This is a genomic window from Candidatus Arsenophonus phytopathogenicus (genome assembly GCF_056113345.1).
In genome coordinates this window covers 519,026-534,969 of sequence record NZ_JBUIOB010000019.1, presented here as the reverse complement: position 1 = coordinate 534,969, position 15,944 = coordinate 519,026, and the positions used below count along the sequence as shown (strand labels likewise).

The following is a 15,944-nucleotide window of genomic DNA, read 5'->3' as shown; positions in this document are numbered from 1 at the left end:
AATAATACTATTTATATGTTATATAACTTACTAGCTACTAATTTCATCTAAAGATAGGCAGAATCCGGGTACAAAAACTTCAATAAAGTATTGCATTTCATCGCTATAACGTTCAGAAAGTGTTTTTTCAAGTCGCATTTTAGCTAGATTAAACTCGGTATTGCCTGCAGATAACTCTTCTAAGCATTTTAAATAGGCACAAAGTGCATCCGCTTGTTTAACGATAGCGCGTTCTTCCTCAGTATGATATTCATCATCCAAAATCGGCTGAAAATCTTGTTGCAATTCTTCTGGTAGCATAGCAATAAGTTTTTGCTGAGCGTATTTTTCAATTTTTTTGTATTCGTTAGCAATTTGTGGGTTATGATATTTTATTGGTGTTGGCAGATCACCGGTGATCACTTCACTGGCGTCATGATACATAGCGAGCAGTGTAATACGTTCAGGATTTAGTTGGCCATTAAATTTTCGATTTTTAATGCAAGCAAGGGCATGAGCGACAAAGGCAACTTGTAAACTATGCTCTGAAATATTTTCGGTACGTACATTGCGCATTAATGGCCAACGATTAATTAATTTCATCCGAGAAAGATGGGCAAAAAAATAACTCATAGACTGTCCTCCTGGGATTGTTATAGTCATAAGCATTGTGGATTGATTAGATTAACAAGTAAATAACAAAATAGAACATCCTTAATCTAGATTAAGGATGTTCTATTATTGGACAACTATTGGCGATAGTTTAGCAGGAATTGGCTAAATTTATTAATTGCAGCTTCAAGCTCGCCAACATAAGGTAGCGTAACAATTCTGACGTGATCGGGTTCAGGCCAATTAAAAGCTGTTCCCTGGACCAATAAAACTTTTTCCTGTAAGAGTAAATCAAGTACCATTTTTTGGTCGTTTGAGATATTGAACTTTTTAATATTAATTTTGGGAAACATATATAAAGCACCTTGCGGTTTAACACATGATACCCCAGGAATTTCATTAATCAGTTCCCAAGCGCGATTACGTTGATCATATAATCGCCCACCAGGACAGATAAATTCGTTAATACTTTGATAACCGCCTAATGCGGTTTGGATTGCATGTTGCATAGGAACGTTAGCACAAAGCCGCATGGAGGCTAATATTTCTAAGCCTTCAATATAGCTTTTGGCATTTTCTTTCGGGCCATTAAGCACCATCCAGCCTTGACGAAAACCAGCAACTCGATAAGTTTTTGATAAACCATTAAAAGTAACGGTTAATAGATCCGGTGCTAACGCGGCAATTGAATGATGCTCAGCATCATCGTAAAGAATTTTATCGTAGATCTCATCGGCAAAAATAATCAACTGATGCTGACGAGCGATTTCGACAATCTCCATTAATAATGTTTTGCTGTAAACAGAACCAGTAGGATTATTGGGATTAATGATGACGATGCCACATGTTCGAGGGGTAATTTTTTTGCGAATATCCTCTAGATCAGGAAACCAATTTTGTTCTTCATCACATCTATAGTGTACAGCTTTGCCACCGGAAAGAGATACCGCAGCAGTCCATAGCGGATAGTCAGGAACTGGGACTAACATTTCATCGTTATTATTCAATAAGGCTTGCATCGATTGCACGATGAGTTCAGAAACACCATTACCAATAAAGATATCCTCGATATTAATGTCAAGCATTCCTCTAGCTTGATAGTGTTGCATGATTGCTTTTCGGGCGGAGTAAATTCCTTTTGAATCACTATAACCTTGTGAGTGAGTAAGATTGCGTAGAACATCAAATAAAATTTCATCCGGCGCTTCAAAACCAAAAGGCGCTGGATTACCAATATGAAGTTTAAGAACTTTATGGCCTTCTTCTTCAAGACGTTTGACCTCTTTAAGAACAGGCCCTCTTATGTCGTAGCATACGTTATCCAATTTATTGGATTTAGTTATTGTATTCATTTACTCTGTTTGAACCTCAACGTTAATAGAATATGAGGGAAATTTTGCTGCATATTTATATTCACACTCTACTCTTAGTTGGAAAAATTTTGAAGATATAGGCTTATTTTTGGTAGAAAAGGTTGGTTTAAATAATTAAATTAGGTCAAATAAACTTTTTATCTAACTTAATTAGATAAATAAATTCAAAAATATCGTATAAGTTAGTTTTATATTTTAGATGTGAGATAATTTTTAGTATACAAAGAATAAATTACTTAGTGAATAGATTTGGCAGTGCATTTTTTGTTACAAACCATTGGTGGTTTCATGATAGAAATATTGTTTTTATAACATATAATTAAAGTTAATATGTTATTGTCGTATCTGGGCAAATAGAGTTTTGTTGCTGATTATCAATTAATAGTTTTTTCCTAGCTGCATTATCTTTGACAGTTATTTTGTTGAGAATAACCTATTTTTTTGCTGTTTGAAAAATCGTTATTTTCGCATAGGACTGGAATTAAAAATTATTCTAATAAAAACGAGAAGAAGAACATTCTCATTGGCATTTTGTTTATCAATATGTAAAACATGCTTATTATTAAACAATTTAAGTTAATAAAAGTGTATACACAGTAATAAATACTGCATTAATAGAAATAAATTTTAATATGTAAGGTTTTATCTTTATTTCTTTAACTATCAATGATTTTAATATCTATTGAATTCGTAAAAACACCAGGAATGATATAAGAGAATAAAATGATAAATTCAAATCGCCCAATTATGAATCTCGATCTTGATTTACTTAGGACTTTTGTTGCTGTTGCCGATCTTAATACATTTGCGGCAGCTGCTGCAGCTGTTTGTCGTACTCAATCAGCCGTTAGCCAACAAATGCAGCGTTTAGAACAGTTAGTGGGCCGTGAGCTTTTTGAACGCCATGGCCGTAATAAATTATTAACGGATCATGGTTTGCAGTTATTAGGTTATGCGCGGCAAATATTACGGGCTAATGATGATGCTTCAGCTTCACTAACATATAATGATGCTGAAGGTGAGTTGCGAGTTGGTGTTTCTGATGACACTACCAATACTTTATTACCATTTCTACTGAATCGTATCGCATCAGTATATCCGCGTATGGCCGTTGATATTTATATAAAGCGCGCCCATCTTATTAAAAAAATGCTGGATAATGGTGAAATTGATTTAGCACTAATACCCACAGAATTGAGTCAATATCCAAGTACGTTGTTACGTTCTGCGCCGATCCTTTGGCATTGTGCACCTGATTTTCAGCATCAATTAAATGAGCCAATTCCTTTGGTTGTCATGGATGAAACCAATCCATTTCGTGAAATAGCGATAAGCACCCTTAATCCTGCGGGTATCAAATGGCGTATTGCGTATGAAGCAGCTTCGTTATCGGCAGTGCTTGCTGCGGTTAATGCTGAAGTCGGTATCACTGCGCGTCCGCTAGAAATGCAGACTGGTGGTTTAAGAATACTAAGCGAAAGTGATGGTTTACCCCGTTTACCCGAAATTCGTTATTGGTTATACCGTAATATTAATGAGCAAAACGAGGCTATTTTAACTGTATTTGGTGCAATTAAAAATAAGAAAACACCTTATTATAGTACAGCCGATTAGCGAGACAATTAATAAAGAAATATTATAAATCTGACGATTAGTAAATTACGCTTTAGTTATAGCGGAAGTGAAGCGGTTTTAAAACAGGTTTTTCCTGAGATAATGGTGTAGTAAAAACGAAATATCAGTTACACTAGTTACTAACTATTAGTATTAATTGAATGAGCTGTCACGTTTTAGCTGGCGAGATTTTTTGATTTACAGTTGTAAGGTAAAAGGTGTGAAGAGAGCGTTATTCTATAAACAAAATAGTGGTGAGAAGAATTAAGTTGAAGAAAATTGATGTATTTCTGTCTATTGTAATTTTTTCTTCTCATCTAATTATGGTTAGTGTGGTGTAATATTGCGCTAATTCAAGAGCAAAGCAATGACACCGTTTTTATTTATTAAGCAGCGAATATGTCTACATCTATTGAAGTATTTGCTCATCATTGGGCTTTTGCAATATATCTTATCAGTGCTCTTGGTCTGTGTTCCTTAATGTTACTTGGTGCTTATTACCTCGGTGGTAGATCCCAAGCCAGAGCAAAGCATATCCCTTATGAATCGGGCATTAATTCTGTTGGTAGTGCCTGTTTGCGTATATCAGCCAAATTTTATTTGGTTGCAATGTTTTTTGTTATTTTCGATGTTGAAGCGTTATTCCTTTATGCGTGGGCAGTCTCTATTAAAGAAAGTGGTTGGTTAGGCTTTATTGAGGCAAGTATTTTTATTTTGGTGCTATTGGTGGGTTTATTCTACTTAATTCGTATTGGGGCACTTAATTGGACGCCAGAGCGTTCACGTCGCCATGTTGCAAAACCGAGTGAAATAATTAAAACCAACAATAGTCACCCCTAGTAAAATTGAGGCATTCAAAGATGGATTATACGCTCACTCGCATTGATTTAAATGGTGAAAATGACCGTTATCCCTTGCAAACACAGCAAGTTGTCGGGGATCCATTAGAGCAGCATGTTCATCGTAGTGTTTATATGGGTAAATTAGAGCATGCTTTACATAATATGGTGAATTGGGGCAGAAAGAATTCTCTCTGGCCGTACAATTTTGGCCTTTCTTGTTGCTATGTTGAAATGGTGACTTCTTTCACTGCGGTGCATGATGTCGCCCGATTTGGTGCTGAGGTACTAAGGGCATCACCGCGACAGGCTGATTTTATGGTTGTTGCCGGAACCTGTTTTACTGAAGATGGCACCTGTTATTCAACGACTTTATGATCAAATGTTAGCGCCTAAATGGGTAATTTCTATGGGGGCATGTGCTAACTCTGGTGGTATGTACGATATTTATTCTGTTGTACAGGGGGTTGATAAATTTCTTCCTGTTGATGTCTATATACCAGGTTGTCCACCACGCCCTGAAGCTTATATGCAAGCTTTATTATTATTACAAGAATCGATTGGTAAAGAACGTCGTCCATTATCGTGGGTGGTCGGTGATCAGGGTGTTTATCGCGCCAATATGCAATCTGAAAAAGAGCGTAAGCGTGGTGAAAGAATAGCGGTCAAAACGCTACGAACACCCGATGAAATATAAGGCTTAAAAATATAAGCTATTCAGCGTAACAGAAGCAATGTGTTGCGGTCGTAATAAACCTGATCAAGCGTTGTGGTGCATAATGATAACAGATCAGATAACGCAAGAGAGTGTCAGGCCGGCATGGCAAACTTATGATCATTGTGATGATCCAATAATTTTGACACTGCGTAATCAATTCAGTCCAGATGCTTTCACTATTCAATTAACTCGTACCGGAATGTTGGTTATATGGATCAAACGTGAACAACTTCTTGCCGTAATAGAGTTTTTGAAAAACAGCATAAACCTTATGTAATGCTGTTTGACCTACATGGGATTGATGAGCGGCAACGAGTATATCGGCAAGGTTTGCCTGAAGCGGATTTTTCCGTTTTTTACCATCTTATTTCTATTGAGCGTAACCGCGATATTATGTTGAAAGTGGCGCTTAGTGAGAAAGATCTTAATATTCCCTCTATCGTTTCTTTATTTCCCAATGCTAATTGGTATGAACGTGAAGTATGGGATATGTTTGGCATAACATTTAATGGCCATCCGAATTTGCGACGGTTATTAATGCCAATGACCTGGGAAGGACATCCGTTATGTAAAGATTATCCGGCCAGGGCCACTGAATTTGATCCTTTTGTTTTAACTAAACAAAAGCTTGATTTAGAGATGGAGTCACTGACCTTTAAACCCGAAGAATGGGGAATGGCTAGAGGCAATAAAGATGAAGATTTTATGTTCTTGAATCTGGGCCCTAATCATCCCTCATCTCACGGTGCCTTTCGCATTGTACTGCAACTAGATGGTGAAGAGATTATCGACTGTGTACCGGATATTGGTTACCACCATCGCGGTGCAGAGAAAATGGGCGAGCGCCAATCCTGGCACAGTTATATTCCTTATACTGACCGCATTGAGTATTTAGGTGGCTGTGCTAATGAAATGCCTTATGTATTAGCGGTAGAAAAACTAGCAGGAATTGACGTTCCTGATCGGGTTAAGACTATCCGTGTTATGTTGTCAGAGTTATTTCGTATTAACAGCCATTTACTCTATATCAGTACCTTTATTCAGGATGTCGGTGCCATGACACCGGTTTTCTTTGCGTTTACCGATCGTCAGAAAATTTATGACATTGTTGAAGCGATCACCGGTTTCCGTATGCATCCAGCTTGGTTTCGCATCGGGGGTGTTGCTCATGACTTACCGAAAGGTTGGCAAAAACTATTGCAGGAGTTCCTTGACTGGATGCCAAAGCGATTGGATTCATATGTCAAGGCAGCATTGCACAATAGTATTCTTAAAGGGCGTTCAGTTGGTGTCGCTGCTTACACGACTAAAGAAGCATTAGATTGGGGGGTCACTGGCGCCGGATTACGCGCGACGGGCCTTAATTTCGATATTCGTAAATGGCGACCCTATTCAGGTTATGAAAACTTTGAATTTGAAGTTCCTATCGGCAACAATGGCGATTGTTATGATCGAGTGATGTTAAAAGTGGAAGAACTGCAGCAAAGCCTGCGTATTCTTAAGCAATGCTTAAATAATATGCCTGCAGGACCATTTAAAGCCGATCATCCCCTAACTACTCCACCACCGAAGGAACGCACTTTACAGCATATTGAAACCATGATTAATCATTTTTTACAAGTTTCATGGGGGCCAGTTATGCCTGCAAATGAGGCTTTTCAGATGATTGAAGCAACAAAAGGGATCAATAGTTACTATCTGACCAGTGATGGTAATACTATGAGTTATCGCACCCGCGTTCGTACACCAAGTTTTGCCCATTTACAGCAAATTCCTGCGGTGATCAGAGGCAGCCTGGTGTCTGATCTTATTGTCTACCTTGGTAGCATTGATTTTGTCATGTCAGATGTGGATCGTTAATGATGCAAGATGAATTTAATCCCAATCAACAGCAAAAGCGGCTCGATGTCGCTAACATGGTAGAATCTCACACCAAACATGATTTTTCCTTGACGACAGAAGAGCGAGAAGAGATCGAGCAAGAAAAACATCACTATGAAGATGCCAGAGCCGCTTCAATTGAAGCATTAAAAATTGTACAAAAAAAACGCGGTTGGGTGGAAGACGGTGCTATTTATGCAATTGCCGATCTGTTAGATATTCCTGCTAGTGATGTAGAAGGAGTGGCCACCTTCTACAGTCAAATTTATCGCCAACCTGTTGGTCGCCATATTATTCGTTATTGTGACAGTGTGGTTTGTCATATTACCGGTTATCAAGGTATTGAGGCTGAAATTATCAAATTATTAAAGATTGCGCCCGGCCAAACAACTACTGATGGCCGGTTTACCTTATTACCAACTTGTTGTCTGGGTAACTGTGATAAAGGTCCGACTATGATGATTGATGAGGATACCCATAGTCATGTAAAGCCATCTGATATTCAACGGCTATTGGAGCAGTATCCATGACAACACATCGACAAATTACCCGTAGTGCGCAGACACATCCATTAACCTGGCGGTTACGTGAAGATCAGCAGCCGGTCTGGTTAGAGGAATACTTAAGTAAAAGTGGTTACCAAGGTGCTAAAAACGCCCTAAAAAGTATGTCGCCAGATCAAGTTGTTAGCTTAGTTAAAGATGCTGGTCTTAAAGGTCGCGGTGGCGCTGGTTTTTCTACCGGCCTCAAATGGAGCTTGATGCCGAAAGATGACAGCATGAATATCCGTTATTTACTTTGCAATGCGGATGAAATGGAGCCTGGAACCTATAAAGATCGTCTTTTAATGGAACAGCTACCGCATTTGTTGATCGAGGGAATGTTAATTAGCGCCTTTGCATTAAAAGCGTACCGTGGATATATCTTCCTGCGTGGTGAATATATCGAAGCTGCCAAACATTTGCGGAAAGCGATTGAGGAAGCGAAAGCAGCGGGTTTATTAGGTAAGAATATTCTTGGTACGGATTTTAACTTTGAGCTTTTTGTACATACCGGTGCTGGGCGCTATATTTGTGGTGAAGAAACAGCTCTGATTAACTCCCTTGAAGGGCGCCGGGCAAATCCGCGCTCAAAACCGCCTTTTCCGGCAACATCCGGTGCCTGGGGTAAGCCGACTTGTGTCAATAATGTGGAAACACTTTGTAACGTGCCTGCGATTATTGAAAATGGTAAAGAGTGGTATCTCGGCCTTAGCGAAGGTAAAAGCAAAGATGCCGGAACTAAGCTGATGGGATTTTCCGGGCGGGTTAATAATCCAGGGTTGTGGGAATTACCTTTTGGTATTACTGCTCGCGAGATCCTGGAAGATTATGCCGGTGGAATGTGCAAAGGTTTAACGCTTAAAGCCTGGCAACCAGGAGGGGCTGGTACCGACTTTCTAACCGAAGCACATCTCGATTTAGCAATGGATTTCGACAGCATCGCTAAAGCAGGTAGCCGTCTGGGTACCGCGCTTGCCATGGCGGTTGATAATGAAATTAATATGGTTTCTTTGACCCGTAATTTAGAGCAATTTTTTGCTCGCGAATCCTGTGGCTGGTGTACACCGTGTCGGGATGGCTTACCTTGGAGTGTGAAAATTCTACAGGCGTTAGAGCGTGGTGAAGGACAACCAGGCGATATTGAAACATTAGAGCAACTTTGTCGCTTTCTTGGGCCAGGTAAAACTTTTTGTGCTCATGCACCCGGTGCGGTAGAACCTTTGCAGAGTGCTATCAAATATTTTCGTGCTGAATTTGAAGCGGGCATCAGCCAACAGAATTTTACCAACTTGAGTCCAATTGCTGGCATTCAACCAAATTTGTTAAAGCAGCGTTGGTGATAACTTACGCTAAGCTGAATAAAAACATATTTAAGTCGACTGAATTTTTGATTAACGCCTGCTGAAAAAGCAGGCCATTAGGAAGCATGCTGACTATGGCTACAATATATGTAGACGGCAAACGATATGATGTAAATGGGGATGAAAACCTATTGCAGGTTTGTCTCTCTCTGGGTCTGGATATCCCTTACTTTTGCTGGCACCCAGCGTTAGGAAGTGTTGGTGCTTGCCGTCAATGCGCAGTTAAGCAATATCAAAATGCTGACGACACACGTGGTCGTCTGGTAATGTCTTGCATGACACCGGCTTCTGATGGGACCTATATTTCCATCGATGATGATGAAGCCAAACAGTTTCGTGCAAGTGTTGTTGAGTGGTTGATGACAAATCATCCACATGATTGCCCAGTTTGTGAAGAAGGCGGCAATTGCCATTTACAAGATATGACGGTGATGACTAGTCATACAATGTGTAAATATCGTTTTACCAAAAGAACACATCATAATCAGGATCTAGGTCCATTCATTGGTCACGAAATGAATCGTTGTATCGCTTGCTATCGTTGTGTTCGTTATTACAAAGATTATGCTGATGGCACCGATCTGGGAGTTTATAGCGCCCATAATCATGTCTATTTTGGTCGGGTGGAAGACGGTACGCTAGAGAGTGAATTTGCGGGCAATTTAGTTGAGATCTGCCCAACGGGGGTTTTTACTGATAAAACCCATTCTGAACGTTACAATCGCAAGTGGGATATGCAATTTGCGCCAGGAATATGTCAACAGTGTAGTGTTGGTTGTAATACAAGCCCTGGTGAACGTTATGGTGAATTACGCCGGATTGAAAACCGTTATAATGGGGTGGTAAATCACTATTTTTTATGTGATCGTGGCCGCTTTGGTTACGGTTATGTTAATCGCAAAGATCGACCTCGTCAGCCTCAATTAGTTAACAAAGCAAAACGACACACTATTTCGGTGATGGAGGCGATGCAAACGGGTGCCAAAATTTTACGCCAAGCAACAAAGACTATTGGTATTGGGTCACCAAGAGCTAGTATCGAGAGCAATTATGCATTACGGGCACTGGTTGGCGAAGAAAATTTTTATTCAGGTATATCGACAGCAGAACAACGTCATCTCGAACTGATGGTTAATATTCTGCAAAAAGGAGGCGTCTATACGCCGACATTGCGTGAAATTGAAAATTATGACGCGGTGCTGGTTTTGGGGGAGGATTTAACCCAAACTGGAGCTCGTATAGCATTAGCGGTTCGTCAGGCGGTTAAAGGTAAAGCAAGGGCAATGGCTGAAGCACAAAAAGTGGCAGATTGGCAAATCACCGCCGTGTTAAATATTGGCCAACGAGCTAAATACCCATTATTTATCACTAATATTGATGATAGCCGTTTAGATGATATTGCTGCATTAAATTATCGCGCACCAGTTGATGATCAAGCTCGCTTTGGCTTTGCTATTGCCCATGCTTTGGACAGAAAGGCGCCAGCTGTGGATGATTTGCCAGCGGGTATTAAAGCAAACGTTGAATTAGTTGCTGCAGCCTTATTGCAGGCCAAAAAGCCACTTATTATTAGTGGTAGCAATTCTGGTAGTGAAGCACTTATCCAGGCCGCAGCTAATATTGCTTTTTCATTAAAAGCGAAAAATGTCGAAGTTGGAATTAGCTATATTGCAGCTGAAGCTAATAGCTTTGGCTTGGCTTTAATGAATGCTCAATCGTTAGATATCGCAATGGAGTGTATTTCATCCGGTGAAGTTGATACTGCGGTGGTAATGGAGAATGATCTTTATCGGCATAGTAATGTTGATAGTGTTAATAATGCTCTGAAAAGGCTGAATAAATTGATTGTTGCGGATCATCAACATACTACTATTATGGATCAGGCGGATCTGATTTTACCCGCTGCCAGCTTTGCTGAAAGCACTGGAACATTAATTAATAATGAAGGTCGGGCGCAACGTTATTTTCAGGTGTTTGATCCGACTTATTACCAACCTAATATTGCCATTAATGAAAGTTGGCGTTGGTTACATTCATTGCAGGCAGAGCTCGAAACACGTCAAATCGATTGGTCACAATTAGATCATGTTATCCAGGCCTGTATAACCGCTATGCCGCAGTTTGCGGCTATTGTCGATGCGGCACCTAATGCCACATTCCGTATCCATGGACAAAAATTAGCCCGTTCGCCCCAGCGTTATAGTGGACGTACCTCAATATTGGCTGATATAGAGGTCAGTGAACCTGGTCAACCATGCGACATTGATACGCCATTTGCTTTTTCGATGGAAGGTAATAATAGCCCCACCGCGATTCGCCAGCAAATTCCGTTTGCATGGTCGCCAGGCTGGAATTCACCTCAAGCTTGGAATAAGTTTCAAGCTGAAGTCGGTGGCCATTTACGTTTTGGCGATCCGGGGATCCGATTATTTGATTCAACTGATAGTCGCTTAGATTATTTTACTGCTATTCCGCTTGCCTGGCAGCGGCAGGATAACCAATGGACGATTGCACCTTACTATCATTTATTTGGTAGCGATGAAACCTCACAGCGAGCTGAAGCAATACAACAACGTATGCCAGAAGCTTACATTATGCTCAATACTCAGGATGCTGAAAACCTGGTTGTTAAAGCTGGGACAGTGCTTGAATTCAGTTATGGTGGACAAATTTATCGATTGCCAGTTCGTCTCAGTTATCATTTGGCGCCAGGACAGATTGGTTTACCTTTAGGTATGCCTGGGATTGCACCAACGATGGCAGGTATGGCGGTGAAAAATTTACGGAGGGCGACATAATGACCCTATTTTCTGCTGAAGCCCCCGCAGCGATTATTGCTGTTCTACAAGCAATAGTTATTTTGCTGGTGGTGATTATTTGCGGCGCTTTAATGAGTTTTGGCGAACGTCGTTTATTGGCACTGTTCCAGAATCGTTATGGACCTAATCGGGTAGGTTGGGGAGGCTCATTACAGATTGCTGCTGATATGATTAAAATGTTATTTAAAGAAGATTGGATTCCACAATTTTCAGATAAGCGCATTTTTATGTTGGCACCAGTAATTGCCTTTTGTTCCATGTTATTGGTATTTGCCATTATTCCGGTTAGCGCAACTTGGTATGTTGCCGATCTTAATATAGGTCTGCTGTTTTTTTTCATGATGGCTGGCTTAGCGGTTTATTCGGTACTGTTTGCAGGTTGGTCAAGTAATAATAAATACTCTTTATTAGGCGCGATGCGCGCCTCAGCTCAGACGTTAAGTTATGAAGTTTTTCTCGGCCTTTCATTAATGGGGGTCGTTGCCCGAGCTGGCTCCTTTAACTTAATTGATATTGTCAATTCGCAAGCTGGATTATGGAATATTATTCCACAATTTTTCGGCTTTTTAACCTTTGTCATCGCGGGTGTTGCTGTTTGTCACCGGCATCCATTTGATCAACCTGAATCAGAACAAGAACTGGCCGATGGCTATCATATTGAATATTCCGGTATGAAATTTGGTCTGTTTTTCGTCGGCGAATATATCAGTATTCTCACCGTTTCTGCATTAATTGTGACCTTATTTTTCGGCGGCTGCCTTGGCCCATTTTTACCTGGCTTTATTTGGTTTGCATTAAAAACAGCTTTCTTCATGGTGATGTTTATTCTTGTTCGCGCCTCATTACCACGTCCGCGTTATGATCAAGTGATGGCTTTTGGTTGGAAAGTGTGTTTGCCATTGACGTTGATCAATCTGTTAGCAACCGCAGCAGTTATTCGATGCAACGCTTAATAAGGGAGGATTGAGCCATGACATTAAAAGAGTTAGCGGTTGGTTTGGCCACCCAGATACGTAGTATTTGTATGATCGGGCTACATGCTTTTCATAAACGTGAAACGAAAATGTACCCGGAGGAGCCGGTTTATGTACCTCCTCGTTATCGCGGGCGTATTGTATTGACCCGAGATCCTGATGGTAAAGAACGTTGTGTAGCTTGTAATTTATGTGCGGTAGTTTGTCCGGTTGGCTGCATTTCATTACAAAAAGGGGAACAGCCAGATGGCCGTTGGTATCCAGAATTTTTCCAGATCAATTTTTCCCGTTGTATTTTCTGCGGTTTATGTGAAGAGGCTTGTCCGACTACCGCTATTCAACTAACGCCTGATTTTGAAATGGGGGAATATAAACGCCAAGATCTGGTCTATGAAAAACAAGATTTGTTGATTTCAGGGCCAGGTAAATATCCAGATTATAATTTTTATCACAAAACGGGTATGGCGATTAGTGGTAAAGATAAAGGTGAAGCGGATAATGAAGCTAAGCCTATTAATGTTAAAGATTTGTTGCCATAAGGAGCGATGTTTATGGAATTTGCATTTTATGTCGCTGGATTGGTGGCTATTTTGGCGACGCTTAGGGTAATAACACATACCAATCCAGTACATGCGCTGTTGTATCTGATCGTTTCTCTGTTAGCTTTATCGATCGTTTTCTTCTCGGTTGGTTCTTATTTTGCCGGTGCCTTAGAGATTATCATCTATGCCGGGGCTATTATGGTGCTGTTTGTGTTTGTGGTCATGATGCTTAATTTAGGTAAATCAGTCGTTGATCAGGAGCGTGCCTGGCTACAACCAAAAGCATGGATTGGCCCAGCTATCCTTTCAGCAGTTTTACTTAGCGTGATTATCTATGCCATTGTTTCAATAAAACATAGCCAGATAAAAGGTCAGATGATTAGTGCTAAGGAGGTTGGTATGAGCTTATTTGGTCCTTACGTATTGGCCGTTGAACTGATTTCTTTACTGTTATTGGCGGGTCTTGTCGTGGCATTTCATATTGGGCGTGAAAAGCGGCTTAACTCTCTGGATAGTCATTCGGATGTGGAGGAACAAGTATGATCCTTCTGCAACACGGTTTAATTTTAGCGGCAATTTTATTCGTTTTAGGTTTAAGTTGTCTGCTGATCCGGCGCAATCTTCTCTTTATGTTAATTGGATTAGAAATAATGATTAACTCAGCCGCATTGGCTTTTGTGGTGGCGGGTAGTTATTGGGGACAAGCTGGTGGCCAAGTCATGTATATTTTAACGATTAGCTTGGCTGCCGCGGAAGCAAGTATAGGATTGGCTTTGTTATTGAAACTTCATCGTCATCGCCAGAACCTTAATATTGATGAAGTTAGTGAGATGCGCGGATGAATTTACTCTATTTACCTATTCTGCTGCCACTATTGGGATTTCTACTACTCGCATTCTCTCGTGGACGTTGGTCGGAAAATGTGTCTGCTATCATCGGGGTTGGTTCGGTAGGGTTGGCAGCACTGGTAACATTTTGGCTAGCGATTGATTTTTGCGCTAATAATGCTGACGGTGGTTATGCTTATCGTCAAACATTGTGGCACTGGATAGCAGTAGGCGACTTTAATATCCCAATTACACTGGTACTTGACGGTTTATCGTTAACCATGTTGGCAGTTGTGACAGGCGTCGGCTTTTTAATTCATCTATACGCTTCTTGGTATATGCGTGGTGAAGAAGGTTATTCTCGTTTTTTTGCTTATACCAATTTGTTTATTGCCAGTATGGTTGTTTTAGTTTTGGCTGATAACATGATGCTAATGTACCTGGGTTGGGAAGGCGTCGGGTTGTGTAGTTACTTGCTAATCGGTTTTTATTACACCAATCCAGAAAATGGCAAAGCAGCCATGAAGGCTTTTTTTGTCACGCGGATTGGTGATGTATTTTTAGCTATTGGCATGTTTATTATCTATAATCAATTTGGCACCCTTAATTTCCATCAATTGAGCATACTGGTACCACAACAAATTAGTGCAGGCTCTTCGCTGATTAATTGGGCTACGCTAATGATCCTTGGCGGCGCAGTCGGTAAATCTGCTCAATTGCCTTTGCAGACCTGGTTAGCCGATGCAATGGCGGGGCCAACTCCAGTATCTGCGCTTATTCATGCAGCAACAATGGTAACTGCTGGAGTTTATTTAATCGCTCGCACGCATAGCCTATTTTTGATGGAGCCGGAAATATTGCACTTAGTGGCCATTATTGGTGCAGTCACCCTAATATTGGCTGGATTTGCGGCCTTAGTACAAACAGATATCAAGCGCGTATTGGCTTATTCGACGATGAGTCAAATAGGTTATATGTTTTTAGCTCTAGGTGTTCAGGCTTGGGATGCGGCTATTTTTCATTTAATGACCCACGCTTTCTTTAAAGCTTTACTCTTTTTTATCCGCTGGCTCAGTGATTATTGCCTGTGACCATGAACAAAATATATTCAAGATGGGTGGTTTACGTAAAAAGTTACCTTTTGTTTATGGTTGTTTTTTAATCGGCGGTGGTGCGCTAGCGGCAATACCACTAGTTACTGCAGGTTTTTATAGCAAAGACGATATCTTATGGGGAGCAGCCCTTCAAGGAGAAACAGTTTTACTCTGGGCTGGTATAGTTGGCGCATTTATGACCGCACTTTATACCTTCCGTATGATTTTTATTGTCTTCCATGGCAAAATACAGACCTCAGCTCAAACTGTCGGCGGTATTAGTCATACTCTGCCGTTATCGGTATTAGCAGTTTTATCTACGGTTATTGGTACACAGATTGTTCAACCGTTAGCGGGCATATTTCCTGTCAATGAAACAATCAATGAGTCGGGCAAAGTTAGGCTGGAAATAATTTCAGCAATTGTTGCATTATTGGGGTTGGCACTGGCGGTATTCCTCTATATAGGCAAACGTAAGATTGTTAAATCAATTGCTAAAAGCGCAGCAGGGCGTTTTTTTACTGTTTGGTGGTATCAGGCTTGGGGATTTGACCAACTTTATAACCTTATTTTTGTAAAACCATTTAAAGCAATTGCTCAATTATTGGCAAATGATCCTGTCAATTTATTAATGAATATTCCCGCTGTGATGTTACGTTGGGGCAATAAAGGCTTAACGTTAAGCCAGAATGGGCAGATCCGTTGGTATTTGGCTTCTATGGGTTTAGGGGCAGTGTTGATGTTAGCACTGTTACTTCTGGTTTAATTA

The 15,944-nt window shown here is 40.5% G+C and carries 11 protein-coding genes and 3 pseudogenes; 12 read left to right on the top strand and 2 right to left on the bottom strand.

Going from position 1 to position 15,944, the window contains the following annotated elements:
- Nucleotides 1-30: 30 nt before the first annotated feature.
- Both yfbR and AC01GB_RS17465 read right to left on the bottom strand, forming a co-directional pair.
- The gene (gene yfbR, locus AC01GB_RS17470) at nt 31-612 is read right to left on the bottom strand and encodes a 5'-deoxynucleotidase (RefSeq protein WP_474452862.1); all 582 of its coding nucleotides are present in this window, start codon (nt 610-612) and stop codon (nt 31-33) included.
- 116 nt (nt 613-728) lie between these two features.
- Nucleotides 729-1,943 (bottom strand): pyridoxal phosphate-dependent aminotransferase, encoded by a 1,215-nt coding sequence (locus AC01GB_RS17465; RefSeq protein WP_474452861.1) that lies wholly within the window; start codon nt 1,941-1,943, stop codon nt 729-731.
- A gap of 744 nt (nt 1,944-2,687) precedes the next feature.
- Between AC01GB_RS17465 and AC01GB_RS17460 the strand changes: the two genes are divergently transcribed.
- From AC01GB_RS17460 to nuoL, 12 genes and pseudogenes are all read left to right on the top strand, one after another.
- Complete coding sequence (locus tag AC01GB_RS17460) at nt 2,688-3,578, top strand: LysR substrate-binding domain-containing protein (protein WP_474452860.1); 891 nt, start codon at nt 2,688-2,690, stop codon at nt 3,576-3,578.
- Nucleotides 3,579-3,977: 399 nt separating this feature from the next.
- Nucleotides 3,978-4,418, top strand: a complete 441-nt coding sequence (locus AC01GB_RS17455; protein ID WP_474452859.1) for an NADH-quinone oxidoreductase subunit A — start codon at nt 3,978-3,980, stop codon at nt 4,416-4,418.
- A gap of 20 nt (nt 4,419-4,438) precedes the next feature.
- A pseudogene (locus tag AC01GB_RS17450) lies at nt 4,439-5,114 on the top strand (NuoB/complex I 20 kDa subunit family protein).
- An 82-nt stretch (nt 5,115-5,196) separates the two neighbouring features.
- Nucleotides 5,197-6,995, top strand: a pseudogene (gene nuoC, locus AC01GB_RS17445) (NADH-quinone oxidoreductase subunit C/D).
- A 56-nt stretch (nt 6,996-7,051) separates the two neighbouring features.
- Nucleotides 7,052-7,546 (top strand): NADH-quinone oxidoreductase subunit NuoE, encoded by a 495-nt coding sequence (nuoE, locus tag AC01GB_RS17440; RefSeq protein ID WP_474452937.1) that lies wholly within the window; start codon nt 7,052-7,054, stop codon nt 7,544-7,546.
- Nucleotides 7,543-8,898 (top strand): NADH-quinone oxidoreductase subunit NuoF, encoded by a 1,356-nt coding sequence (nuoF, locus tag AC01GB_RS17435; protein ID WP_474452858.1) that lies wholly within the window; start codon nt 7,543-7,545, stop codon nt 8,896-8,898. The genes nuoE and nuoF overlap by 4 nt, the downstream gene beginning before the upstream one ends.
- Nucleotides 8,899-8,984: 86 nt before the next feature.
- On the top strand, nt 8,985-11,717 hold the full coding sequence (gene nuoG, locus AC01GB_RS17430) for an NADH-quinone oxidoreductase subunit NuoG (protein ID WP_474452857.1): 2,733 nt from the start codon (nt 8,985-8,987) through the stop codon (nt 11,715-11,717).
- Nucleotides 11,717-12,691, top strand: a complete 975-nt coding sequence (gene nuoH, locus AC01GB_RS17425) for an NADH-quinone oxidoreductase subunit NuoH (RefSeq protein WP_474452856.1) — start codon at nt 11,717-11,719, stop codon at nt 12,689-12,691. The genes nuoG and nuoH overlap by 1 nt, the downstream gene beginning before the upstream one ends.
- 17 nt (nt 12,692-12,708) lie before the next feature.
- Nucleotides 12,709-13,251 carry an NADH-quinone oxidoreductase subunit NuoI gene (gene nuoI / locus AC01GB_RS17420; RefSeq protein ID WP_474452855.1) on the top strand — a complete coding sequence of 181 codons (543 nt, stop codon included), beginning with the start codon at nt 12,709-12,711 and terminating at the stop codon, nt 13,249-13,251.
- Between the two features lie 12 nt (nt 13,252-13,263).
- On the top strand, nt 13,264-13,797 hold the full coding sequence (gene nuoJ / locus AC01GB_RS17415) for an NADH-quinone oxidoreductase subunit J (RefSeq protein ID WP_474452854.1): 534 nt from the start codon (nt 13,264-13,266) through the stop codon (nt 13,795-13,797).
- Entirely contained in the window at nt 13,794-14,096 is a 303-nt protein-coding gene (gene nuoK, locus AC01GB_RS17410; protein WP_474452853.1) for an NADH-quinone oxidoreductase subunit NuoK, read from the top strand. The genes nuoJ and nuoK overlap by 4 nt, the downstream gene beginning before the upstream one ends.
- Nucleotides 14,093-15,941 (top strand): annotated as a pseudogene (gene nuoL / locus AC01GB_RS17405) (NADH-quinone oxidoreductase subunit L). The gene nuoK and the pseudogene nuoL overlap by 4 nt, the downstream one beginning before the upstream one ends.
- Nucleotides 15,942-15,944: the final 3 nt, after the last annotated feature.

What these genes read in the sequence shown, in the direction of transcription:
- nuoJ (WP_474452854.1), top strand. Translation starts at nt 13,264, where the DNA reads ATGGAATTTGCATTTTATGTCGCTGGATTGGTGGCTATTTTGGCGACG.
- yfbR (WP_474452862.1), bottom strand. Translation starts at nt 612, where the DNA reads ATGAGTTATTTTTTTGCCCATCTTTCTCGGATGAAATTAATTAATCGT.
- nuoG (WP_474452857.1), top strand. Translation starts at nt 8,985, where the DNA reads ATGCTGACTATGGCTACAATATATGTAGACGGCAAACGATATGATGTA.
- nuoF (WP_474452858.1), top strand. Translation starts at nt 7,543, where the DNA reads ATGACAACACATCGACAAATTACCCGTAGTGCGCAGACACATCCATTA.
- AC01GB_RS17465 (WP_474452861.1), bottom strand. Translation starts at nt 1,943, where the DNA reads ATGAATACAATAACTAAATCCAATAAATTGGATAACGTATGCTACGAC.
- nuoI (WP_474452855.1), top strand. Translation starts at nt 12,709, where the DNA reads ATGACATTAAAAGAGTTAGCGGTTGGTTTGGCCACCCAGATACGTAGT.
- AC01GB_RS17460 (WP_474452860.1), top strand. Translation starts at nt 2,688, where the DNA reads ATGATAAATTCAAATCGCCCAATTATGAATCTCGATCTTGATTTACTT.
- nuoK (WP_474452853.1), top strand. Translation starts at nt 13,794, where the DNA reads ATGATCCTTCTGCAACACGGTTTAATTTTAGCGGCAATTTTATTCGTT.
- nuoE (WP_474452937.1), top strand. Translation starts at nt 7,052, where the DNA reads ATGGTAGAATCTCACACCAAACATGATTTTTCCTTGACGACAGAAGAG.
- AC01GB_RS17455 (WP_474452859.1), top strand. Translation starts at nt 3,978, where the DNA reads ATGTCTACATCTATTGAAGTATTTGCTCATCATTGGGCTTTTGCAATA.
- nuoH (WP_474452856.1), top strand. Translation starts at nt 11,717, where the DNA reads ATGACCCTATTTTCTGCTGAAGCCCCCGCAGCGATTATTGCTGTTCTA.